General features: G+C 71.1%; 9 protein-coding genes. 6 read left to right on the top strand and 3 right to left on the bottom strand.

The genetic code is table 11. The features are described from left to right. Nucleotides 1–313: 313 nt before the first annotated feature. Nucleotides 314–1,675 (top strand): cellulose binding domain-containing protein, encoded by a 1,362-nt coding sequence (locus ACOJTC_RS25255; protein WP_420118755.1) that lies wholly within the window; start codon nucleotides 314–316, stop codon nucleotides 1,673–1,675. Between the two features lie 46 nt (nucleotides 1,676–1,721). On the opposite strand, the gene miaB is transcribed toward ACOJTC_RS25255, so the two are convergent. Next, nucleotides 1,722–3,236 (bottom strand): tRNA (N6-isopentenyl adenosine(37)-C2)-methylthiotransferase MiaB, encoded by a 1,515-nt coding sequence (gene miaB, locus ACOJTC_RS25250; RefSeq protein ID WP_420118754.1) that lies wholly within the window; start codon nucleotides 3,234–3,236, stop codon nucleotides 1,722–1,724. Nucleotides 3,237–3,302: 66 nt separating this feature from the next. Between miaB and ACOJTC_RS25245 the strand changes: the two genes are divergently transcribed. After that, a complete protein-coding gene (locus ACOJTC_RS25245) occupies nucleotides 3,303–3,527 on the top strand; it encodes a DUF2277 family protein (RefSeq protein ID WP_420118753.1) in 225 nt (74 codons plus the stop codon). Between the two features lie 81 nt (nucleotides 3,528–3,608). Here ACOJTC_RS25245 and ACOJTC_RS25240 read toward each other — a convergent pair whose 3' ends face one another. Together ACOJTC_RS25240 and selD are read right to left on the bottom strand one after the other, a co-directional pair. After that, nucleotides 3,609–4,088, bottom strand: a complete 480-nt coding sequence (locus ACOJTC_RS25240) for a hypothetical protein (protein WP_420118752.1) — start codon at nucleotides 4,086–4,088, stop codon at nucleotides 3,609–3,611. 259 nt (nucleotides 4,089–4,347) lie between these two features. Next, entirely contained in the window at nucleotides 4,348–5,337 is a 990-nt protein-coding gene (gene selD, locus ACOJTC_RS25235) for a selenide, water dikinase SelD (protein WP_420118751.1), read from the bottom strand. A 197-nt stretch (nucleotides 5,338–5,534) separates the two neighbouring features. On the opposite strand from selD, the gene ACOJTC_RS25230 reads away from it, so the two are divergent. The 4 genes from ACOJTC_RS25230 to ACOJTC_RS25215 are packed head-to-tail and all read left to right on the top strand — an operon-like array spanning nucleotide 5,535 to nucleotide 8,938. Next, nucleotides 5,535–6,290: an amino acid ABC transporter ATP-binding protein gene (locus ACOJTC_RS25230; RefSeq protein WP_420118750.1), complete on the top strand. Its 756-nt coding sequence runs from the start codon at nucleotides 5,535–5,537 to the stop codon at nucleotides 6,288–6,290. Nucleotides 6,291–6,347: 57 nt separating this feature from the next. After that, the gene (locus ACOJTC_RS25225; protein ID WP_420118749.1) at nucleotides 6,348–7,226 is read left to right on the top strand and encodes a glutamate ABC transporter substrate-binding protein; all 879 of its coding nucleotides are present in this window, start codon (nucleotides 6,348–6,350) and stop codon (nucleotides 7,224–7,226) included. Nucleotides 7,227–7,265: 39 nt separating this feature from the next. Then, the gene (locus tag ACOJTC_RS25220) at nucleotides 7,266–7,973 is read left to right on the top strand and encodes an amino acid ABC transporter permease (protein ID WP_420118748.1); all 708 of its coding nucleotides are present in this window, start codon (nucleotides 7,266–7,268) and stop codon (nucleotides 7,971–7,973) included. After that, nucleotides 7,970–8,938, top strand: coding sequence for an amino acid ABC transporter permease (locus ACOJTC_RS25215; protein ID WP_420118747.1), 969 nt, complete (start codon nucleotides 7,970–7,972; stop codon nucleotides 8,936–8,938). The genes ACOJTC_RS25220 and ACOJTC_RS25215 overlap by 4 nt, the downstream gene beginning before the upstream one ends. Nucleotides 8,939–9,049 lie beyond the last annotated feature (111 nt).

Genomic DNA, 9,049 nt, shown 5'->3' with positions numbered 1-9,049 from the left:
GGTGCCGGCGCCCCCGCCCCCGCCGCCGGCCACCACGCCGCCCCCGCCGCCCACCCCCCCGCCCCCGCCGGCTGGTTCGGCACCGTCGGGTGGGTGGCCGGCATGCCGATTTACATCCGTCACTGTCTATGCTTTGCTCGGGAAAGCGCTTGTCCGGGCCGCGGGCGCACCACACGGGAGCCACCTCGTACCGACCTGACCCCCCGGCAGGGGCCGATCGGCGAACGCGGCGAGTCACCGGTGCCCACGGGCACGGCAACCACCGGCGGCTCCCCCGTCGACGGCCGCCTGTCCCACCCGAAAGGGACGCAGCATGCGCACACCTCGGCGTCGTACGACGCTGATCGCCGCCACCACCGTCGCCCTGCTCGCCACCGGCACGCTCACCGCCGTCGCCGCCCACGCCGCCCCCGGCTGCGCGGTCAGCTACACCGTCGGCGGGCAGTGGCAGAGCGGATTCACCGGCAACATCACCATCACCAACCTCGGCGACCCGCTGTCGGGCTGGAGCCTGCGCTGGTCGTACTCGGCCGGCCAGACGGTCAGTGACGCCTGGAACGCCACCGTGGCCCAGAGCGGCAGCACGGTGACCGCCACCAACGTGGGCTACAACGGGAGCGTGCCGACCGGCGGCAGCGTCTCGTTCGGCTTCAACGGCACCTGGAACAACTCCAGCAACCCGGCGCCGACCAGCTTCACCGTCAACGGGGTGACCTGCACCGGAAGCACCGCCCCCACCGGTGCGCCGACCACCCCGCCGTCGGCCACACCCCCGCCGATGACGCCCCCGGCGACCACCCCGCCGCCCAGCGTGCCGCAGACCGGCCTGGTCGGCTGGGCCACCCAGAACGGCGGCACCACCGGCGGCGGCAGCGCCGGCGCGACGACCGTCTCCACCGCCTCGGCGCTGACCAGCGCGTTGAACGCCACCGGCGCGGCGGTGATCCGGGTCTCCGGCACCATCAACTGCTCGGGCATGCTGCGGGTCCGCTCCAACAAGACCGTGCTCGGCAACGCCGGGGCGACGATCGTCGGCTGCGGGTTCACCGTCAACGGCGACCGCAACGTGATCATCCGCAACCTGACGTTCCGCAACTGGAGCGACGACGCGGTCAACGTGGAGAGTTCGGCCACCAACATCTGGATCGACCACAACACGTTCAGCAACGGCTACGACGGCACCGTCGACATCAAGCGCGGCTCCGACTTCGTCACCGTCTCCTGGAACCGGGTCTACAGCCACGACAAGACGATGCTGCTCGGGCACAGCGACGACAACGGCGGCCAGGACATCGGCCACCTGCGGGTGACCTACCACCACAACTGGTACGACGGCAGCAAGCAGCGCAACCCCCGGGTCCGTTTCGGCAACCCGGTGCACGTCTACAACAACTACTACTACAACAACGCCGGCTACGGCGTGGCGTCCACGATGAGCGCCGGGGTGCTCGTCGAGGGCAACTACTTCGAGAACGTCAAGGACACCTACCACCTCGGCGAGGCCGACTCCGGGCCGGGAAGCCTGGTGGCCCGCAACAACCACTTCGTCAACTCGCCCGCCGGGCAGACCGGCGGCAGCGTCGCCGGCATCCCGTACCCGTACACCCTGGACAACGCGAGCAGCGTGAAGTCCATCGTGACGGCGGGTGCCGGCGCGGGCCGGATCTCGGTCTGACCGGGCACCGGTCGGGGTCCGCCGGTAGCGGGCCCCGGCCGGGGCGTCAGTGCGCGGCGCAGCCGGCCGTCGGTGCGGGCGGCGCGGCCGGCGCACCGACCGTGGGCAACCCGAGCAACACCCCGGGGGTACGCGGGGCGCGGCCCGCCTCGGCGGCGTCCCCGGCCCGGGTGCGGCGGTGTGCCAGCGGCGCGCCGTCGGCGTTGAGGTGGTGCGGGGCGGCGTAGGTGACGGTGGTGTGCACGATGTCGCCCGGCCGGACGGTGCCGGCCGCGCCCGGCTCACCGGGCCCGCCGGTGGCGAAGTGCACCAGGCGGCCGACGCGGGCCCGGCCGGAGAGCCGGCCGGTGCGGTCGTCCTTGCGGCCCTCGCCGACGGCGACCAGCACCTCGACGGTCTCGCCGACCAGACGCTTGTTCTCCGCCCAGGTGATCTCCTCGACGCAGGCGATCAGCCGCTCGTAGCGTTCCTGCACGACCTGCTTGGGCAGTTGGCCGTCCATGGTCGCGGCCGGGGTGCCGGGGCGCTTGGAGTACTGGAAGGTGAACGCCGACGAGAACCGGGCCGCGCGGACCACGTCGAGGGTGCGCTCGAAGTCCGCCTCGGTCTCGCCGGGGAAGCCGACGAGGATGTCGGTGGTGATCGCCGCGTCGGGCATCGCCGCGCGGACCTTCTCGATGATGCCGAGGTAGCGCTCCGACCGGTATGACCGGCGCATCGCCTTCAGCACGTCGTCCGAGCCGGACTGCAACGGCATGTGCAGCGAGTGGCAGACGTTGGGGGTCTCGGCCATCGCGGCGATCACGTCGTCGGTGAAGTCCTTCGGGTGCGGGCTGGTGAACCGGACCCGTTCCAACCCGTCGATCTCACCTGTCGCGCGCAGCAGCTTGCCGAAGGCGTACCGGTCGCCGAACTCGACGCCGTAGGAGTTGACGTTCTGCCCGAGCAGGGTCACCTCCAGCACGCCCTCGGCGACCAGCGCGCGCACCTCGGCGAGGACGTCACCGGGGCGGCGGTCCTTCTCCCTGCCGCGCAGCGAGGGCACGATGCAGAACGTGCAGGTGTTGTTGCAGCCCACCGAGATCGACACCCAGCCGGCGTACGTCGACTCGCGCCGGGTCGGCAGGGTGGACGGGAAGACGTCGAGGGATTCGAGGATCTCCACCTCGGCGGCGGTGTTGTGCCGGGCCCGTTCCAGCAGCACCGGCAGCGAGCCGATGTTGTGCGTGCCGAAGACCACGTCCACCCAGGGGGCCTTGCGGACGATGTCGCCGCGGTCCTTCTGGGCCAGGCAACCGCCGACGGCGATCTGCATCCCGGGGTGCCTGTCCTTCACGGGGCGCAGGTGACCGAGGTTGCCGTAGAGCCGGTTGTCGGCGTTCTCCCGGACGGCGCAGGTGTTGAACACCACCACGTCCGGGTTGTCGTCGGCCTCGGCGAGCCGCACGTAACCGGCCTGTTCGAGCAGGCCGGAGATGCGCTCGGAGTCGTGCACGTTCATCTGGCAGCCGTACGTGCGCACCTGGTAGGTGCGCGGGCTGCCCGCGGCTGCGGTAGTCATGACGTGCACAGCGTATCCGGGCCGACCGACCCGGGCCGACCGGGAAGACCCCGACGAGGAGGAACCATGTGCCGGAGCATCAAGACCCTGCGCGAGCCGTACGTCCCGACGGTCACCCCTGCCGACATCGAGGCGGCGGCGTTGCAGTACGTGCGGAAGGTGTCCGGTTTCCGGGCCCCGGCGGCACACAACGCGGCGGCGTTCGACGCGGCGGTGCAGGCGGTGACCGCCGCCACCGCGACCCTGCTGGACCAGTTGCAGGTCCGGGGCGCCCGCCCGACCGCCCCCTGACCCCGGCTCACCGGCCCGGATCGGACCGCGGCGGGGCCGGTTCGGATTGGACCGCGGCGGGGGCCGGGCCGGGCGGGGCGGTCAGGCGGCGGCGAGGGCCGGGTTGACCGAGTCCGGTTCCCACCGCGACCGGCAGCACCGCGACCAGCCCCGGCAGCCCGGGTGCGCCAGGGTGCAGAGCCGGCGCTCGGAGAGCACCTCGCCGTCGTCGGTCTCGGTGATCTCGAAGTGCACCGGGCGGATCGTGCCGTCCGGGGCGACCAGCAGGTGCCGGCCGGCGTCGAGGGTGTCGTCGGCCAGCAGGCAGTCCCGGTCGAGCAGCCGGGCCAGCGCGGCGACCGCGCTCAACTCGTGCAACGACTCGGGTACGCCGTAGCAGTCGACGATCGTCCCGAACTCCCCCGGGGCCTCCCAGACGTCGCAGATCACCGCGTACGTGGGCAGCCGGGCCGGGTCCGCCACGGCCAGGGGCATCACCACCCGACCGAGGGCCTCGGCCAGCGCCGGGTACACCTCGTCGGGTGCGATCCCGTCGATTCTCCAGTTCCACAGCTCGGTCATGCCGCCTCCTCGCTGCGTTCGTCCCACCGGCCTCCGGATCGGGCCTTAATGACGATGGTGGGGGGCATATGACCCCAGCCGGGGACAAGTTACCGGTCTGTGACCATTCCGGGCAAAATTTCCTGACGCTCCGCTGCGCCGAGTAGCAGGAAAATGACAGTTTATCGGGTACGGTGCCCCGCCGCCGCCGTCATCCGCGCCGCCGGTCCGGGCCACCCGGCCCCCACCCCGGGGCGGGGGCCCCCGCGCGGCCGGCCCGTCAGCGGACGACGACCATCGACTCCCCCCGGGGCAGCAGCTCGCCGATCACCGTGCCACCGGGCACCTCGCCGGCCAGCAGCAGGCCGCCGGAGGTCTGCGCGTCGGCCAGCAGCAGCCGGTCGGCCTCACCCGTCGAGCCGAACCCGGTCCACGGGCTGACCCAGTCCAGGTTGCGTCGGGTGCCGCCGCTGACGTGCCCGTCGCGCGCCGCCTGGCGGGCACCGGGCAGGTAGGGCACCCGGGCCGCGTCGATGGCCACCGTCAGGCCACTGGCGCGGGCCAGCTTCGAGGCGTGCCCGAGCAGCCCGAAACCGGTCACGTCGGTGCCGCAGCGGATGCCGGCCGCGACGGCGGCGCGCGCCGCGTCCCGGTTCAGCGTGGTCATCGACGCCACCGCCTCGGCGGAGACCTCACCGCTGGCCTTGTGCCTGGTGTTCAGCACCCCGACGCCGAGCGGCTTGGTCAGCGACAGCGGCAGCCCGGCCCGCCCGGCGTCCAGGGTGATCAACTCGTCGGGGCGGACCAGCCCGGTCACCGCCAGCCCGTACTTGGGGCCGTCGTCGTCGACGCTGTGCCCGCCGGCCAGGTGGCAGCCGGCCTCCCGGGCCACGTCCTGCCCGCCGCGCAGCACCTCCCGGGCCAGCTCCAGCGGGAGGGTGTCCCGGGGCCAGCAGAGCAGGTTGATGGCGACCAGCGGGATGCCGCCCATGGCGTACACGTCGGACAGGGCGTTCGCGGCGGCGATCCGCCCCCAGTCGTAGGCGTCGTCGACGACCGGGGTGAAGAAGTCGGCGGTGGTGACCACGCCGGTCCGCCCGTCCAGCCGGACCACCGCGGCGTCGTCGCCGTGGTCCAGGCCGACCAGCAGCTCGGCGGTGCCGGTGGCCGGGCCGAGCCCGGCGACCATCGCCTCCAGCTCCCCCGGCGGGATCTTGCAGGCGCAGCCGCCACCACGCGCGTACTCGGTCAGGCGGACCCGGTCGGTCATCCCCCCATGATCTCCGTCACCCCGCCGCACCGCCACCTGACGGCCCGTCGGGGTGACGGAATTCGGACGTCGGCGTACACCCGACACCGGTGTTACCTCTCCGTGACCCGTTGGGTTGCGATCCGCCACGCCGCCCCGCCTACAGTGGCCCAACCGGGGGTCGACCGACCCCGCTTTCCGGTACGACGACAGGGACGGTGGACGACGTGGCGACCGGCGAACCGCTGATCGTGCTGGACAAGGTCAACAAGTGGTTCGGCCCCCTGCACGTGCTCGACGACGTGTCACTCTCGGTGGGCAAGGGCGAGGTCGTGGTGGTGATCGGGCCGTCCGGCTCGGGCAAGTCGACGCTCTGCCGGACGATCAACCGGCTGGAGCCGATCAACGACGGGGCGATCACCTTCGACGGCCGGCCGCTGCCGGCCGAGGGGCGGGCGCTGGCGAAGCTGCGCAGCGAGGTCGGCATGGTCTTCCAGTCGTTCAACCTCTTCGCCCACAAGACCATCCTGGAGAACGTCACCCTCGGGCCGGTCAAGGTCCGCAAGGAGAAGCCGGCCGCCGCCCGCGAGCGCGGGCTGGCCCTGCTCGACCGGGTCGGCATCGCCAACCAGGCCGACAAGTACCCGGCCCAGCTCTCCGGCGGTCAGCAGCAGCGGGCGGCGATCGCCCGCGCGCTGGCCATGCAGCCCAAGGCGATGCTCTTCGACGAGCCGACCAGCGCGCTCGACCCGGAGATGGTCGGCGAGGTGCTCGACGTGATGACCTCGCTGGCGAGCGAGGGCATGACGATGGTGGTGGTGACCCACGAGATGGGCTTCGCCCGGCACGCCGCCAACCGGGTGATCTTCATGGCGGACGGGCAGCTCGTCGAGGACGCCCCGCCGACGGAGTTCTTCGCCAACCCGCGCAGCGAGCGGGCCCGGGACTTCCTCTCCAAGATCCTCACGCACTAGGCGTCCGTAGTGGAGCGCGCCGGTCACCGGTGCATTCCGACGAAGAAGGAGTTCAGTATGCGTATGAAGCGCGTGGCGGCAGTCGCCGCGGCGGCTACTCTGGCGCTCGGCATGGCCGCCTGCGGTGGCGACGACGCCGACGAGGGCACCGGCGCCGGCAGCAAGTCCTTCGCCGCCGGCAGCACCATGGAGAAGCTCAACAAGGCGCAGAAGATCAAGGTCGGGACCAAGTTCGACCAGCCCGGCTTCGGCCAGAAGGGCCTGTCGGGCAAGCCGGAGGGCTTCGACGTCGAGATCGCCAAGCTCATCGTCAAGGAGCTGGGCATCCCCGAGGACAAGATCGAGTACGTCGAGACGCCGTCGAAGGTCCGTGAGGACGTCATCGTCAACGGCACCGTCGACCTGGTCGCGGCGACCTACACGATCAACGACAAGCGCAAGGAGCGGATCGCCTTCGCGGGCCCGTACTACGAGGCCGGCCAGAACATCCTGGTCAAGAAGGACGACACCACCATCACCGGTCCGGACTCCTTCAAGGACGGCACCAAGAAGGTCTGCTCGGTGACCGGGTCCACCCCGGCCGAGGAGATCAAGAAGTACGTCAAGGACGTCGGCACCCAGGTGGTGCTCTTCGACACCTACGACAAGTGCCGCGACGCCCTCAAGGGCGGTCAGGTCGACGCCGTCACCACCGACAACGTGATCCTGCTCGGCTACGTCGCCAAGGACGAGGCGTCGTTCAAGCTCGCCGGGGACAACTTCACCAAGGAGCCGTACGGCATCGGGGTGAAGAAGGAGGACAACGACTTCCGCAACTTCGTCAACGACACGCTGGAGAAGGCGTTCAACGACGGCAGCTGGAAGAAGGCGTGGGACGACACCGCCGGCAAGTTCGGCGCGGAGCTGGGCAGCGCGCCCACCGTCAACCGTTACTGATCTGACCTCGATCTGGAGGGTGGGGAGGAACACCGACCCGTGAGTGTGCTCATCGACAAGTTCGACGTCTTCGCGGGTGGTTTCTGGCTCACCCTCCAGATCTGCGTACTCGCCGCGATCGGCGCCCTGATCCTGGGCGCCGTCGTGGCGGTGCTGCGCATCTCGCCGGTGCCGCCGTTGCGCGCCGTCGGCACCGCGTACGTGAACGTCTTCCGGAACATGCCGTTGACGGTGGTGATGTTCTTCGCCGCCTTCGGCCTGCCGGCGCTCGGCTCCAACGCCGACTTCCTGCGCGTCCCCGTGCTGGACTCGGTCTTCACCCGGCTCGGCACCGACCTGCCGTACTTCCGCTTCGCGCTGATCGCCCTGGTGCTCTACACCGCGGCCTTCGTCTGCGAGGCGCTGCGCTCCGGGGTCAACGCGGTGCCGCCGGGCCAGGCCGAGGCCGCCCGGTCGCTCGGCCTGACCTTCGGCCAGAACCTGCGGCACGTGGTGCTGCCGCAGTCCTGGAAGGCGTCGGTGGTGCCGCTCGGCTCGGTGATCATCGCCATGATCAAGAACTCGGCGCTGATCGGCTTCTTCGGCGTGGTCGGCGACCTGTCTCAGACCTCCGACCAGCTCACCTCCGCCGAGGGCTACGCCTTCGTCCCGGTCGCCATCGGCATCTCGATCGGCTACCTGATCATGACCGTGCCGCTCGGCGCACTGCTCGACCGGCTGGAGAAGCGACAGGCGGTGGCCCGATGAGTCAGCAGACCAGCGTCCTGTATGACGTCCCCGGCCCGCGCCAACGCCGGATCACCCTGATCAGCAGCATCGTCGCCACCGTGCTGCTGGCCGTCGGGGCGTACTTCCTGATCTACCGTCCGCTGGACGACAAGGGTCAGTTCTCGATGGAGCTGTGGGGACCGCTGGTCGACCCCTCCAACGAGAACTTCTCCCAGGTGTGGGACCGGATCGGCTTCGGGCTGAAGAACACCCTGACCGCCGCCGCGCTGGCCATCGTCGCCTCGCTGGTGGTCGGCACCCTGCTCGCGGTGCTGCGCATCCAGCTCAAGAGCCTCACCCGGCGACGCTTCACCGGGATGGCCACCCCGGTGGCCTACCTGCTGCGCGGGCTGAGCGCCGTGCTCTCGGCGGTCACCCGGGTCTGCGTCGAGGTGTTCCGGGGTCTGCCGGTGGTGCTCACCATCTTCTTCGTGGCCCGGGGCTTCCCCGAGTTCGGCATCTCCTTCGACTCGCTGTGGTACCTGGTCATCGGCCTGACCGTCTACAACTCCGTGGTCATCGCCGAGATCCTGCGCTCCGGCATGGAGGGGCTGCCCGGCGGCCAGGCCGAGGCCGCCGCCGCGATCGGCCTCTCCCCCGCCCAGACCACCCGGATGATCCTGCTGCCCCAGGCGTTCCGGATCATGCTGCCGGCGCTGATCAGCCAGCTCGTCGTGGTGCTCAAGGACACCTCGCTGGGCTTCATCATCAGCTACGAGGAGACCCTCAACATCGGCAAGCAGCTCATCGGCGTGCTGGACAACCCGATCCAGGTCTACGTGGTGATCGCCGCGCTGTTCATCCTGGCCAACTACTCGCTGTCGAAGCTGGCCCAGTTCGTCCAGCGGCGGCTGTCCCGGGGCCGCAAGTCCGTCGGGAAGGCAACCCCGCCGCCCCCGGCCGCCGCGCTCGCCTCCCAGGCGGAGGGCGCGGGCGGCATCTGAACCACCCCGCACGCGCCGAGGGGCGGCCCGGCTGTCCGGGGCGGCCCGCGGCGCGTGGGGGGGCCGCGGGGGCTCTCGGGGTCCCCGGGCTCGCGGGCCACAGTGACCCGG

The organism is Micromonospora sp. (assembly GCF_048594385.1).
GTDB classification, from domain to species: Bacteria; Actinomycetota; Actinomycetes; order Mycobacteriales; family Micromonosporaceae; genus Micromonospora; species Micromonospora wenchangensis.
The sequence above is the reverse complement of the archived record's forward strand: the minus strand, read 5'-3'. Positions and strand labels throughout refer to the sequence as shown.

Bases quoted from the DNA above. Each gene is read 5' to 3' on its own strand.
- selD (WP_420118751.1), bottom strand. From the start codon at position 5,337: ATGACCGACCGGGTCCGCCTGACCGAGTACGCGCGTGGTGGCGGCTGC.
- miaB (WP_420118754.1), bottom strand. From the start codon at position 3,236: ATGACTACCGCAGCCGCGGGCAGCCCGCGCACCTACCAGGTGCGCACG.
- ACOJTC_RS25225 (WP_420118749.1), top strand. From the start codon at position 6,348: ATGCGTATGAAGCGCGTGGCGGCAGTCGCCGCGGCGGCTACTCTGGCG.
- ACOJTC_RS25245 (WP_420118753.1), top strand. From the start codon at position 3,303: ATGTGCCGGAGCATCAAGACCCTGCGCGAGCCGTACGTCCCGACGGTC.
- ACOJTC_RS25255 (WP_420118755.1), top strand. From the start codon at position 314: ATGCGCACACCTCGGCGTCGTACGACGCTGATCGCCGCCACCACCGTC.
- ACOJTC_RS25215 (WP_420118747.1), top strand. From the start codon at position 7,970: ATGAGTCAGCAGACCAGCGTCCTGTATGACGTCCCCGGCCCGCGCCAA.
- ACOJTC_RS25240 (WP_420118752.1), bottom strand. From the start codon at position 4,088: ATGACCGAGCTGTGGAACTGGAGAATCGACGGGATCGCACCCGACGAG.